The sequence below is a fragment of the Ochrobactrum sp. SFR4 genome (genome assembly GCF_019730395.1).
Lineage (GTDB): Bacteria > Pseudomonadota > Alphaproteobacteria > Rhizobiales > Rhizobiaceae > Pseudochrobactrum.
The window spans coordinates 1-555 of sequence record NZ_JAAPBB010000111.1 but is presented as its reverse complement, the minus strand read 5'-3'; the positions used below and the strand labels follow the sequence as shown (position 1 = coordinate 555).

Here is a 555-nt window from a genome sequence, read left to right as displayed (position 1 = left end):
ACCGCTCGACCGGTGGCCTGCTGATCGGCGCGGATGGTCTTTTCGGCGACTGGCGTCTTGGCGTTCTGGCCGGCTACAGCCATTCGCATTTCGATGTGAAGGATCGCGCCTCATCGGCCAAAAGCGACAATTATCATCTCGGCCTCTATGGCGGCACGCAGTGGGACGATCTCGCCTTGCGCGCCGGGGTCGCTTACACGTGGCACAAGCCCGACACCAGCCGGTCCGTCATCATCCCCGGCATCTCCGAAAGTCTGGGCGCGGACTATCACGCCGGAACTGTTCAGGCGTTCGGCGAACTCGGCTACGCCTTCGCAACGGGCGCTGCCCGCTTCGAGCCTTTCGCCAATCTCGCCCATGTAAGCCTGCACACCGGCGGCTTTGGCGAAGGCAGCGGCATCGCCGCTCTGTCCGGTCAAAGCGACACCACCAGTGTAACCTTCACCACATTGGGTCTGCGCGCCGAACACGCTCTGGCAGGCAATGCCACCCTGCGCGGCATGATTGGCTGGCGACATGCCTTCGGCGATGTCACACCTGAAAGCACGCTCGCCT

At 63.4% G+C, this 555-nt stretch carries 1 protein-coding gene; it reads left to right on the top strand.

Going from position 1 to position 555, the window contains the following annotated elements:
* A partial coding sequence (locus HBA93_RS18095) for an autotransporter outer membrane beta-barrel domain-containing protein (protein WP_221724222.1) occupies positions 1 to 555 on the top strand: 555 nt, incomplete at both ends.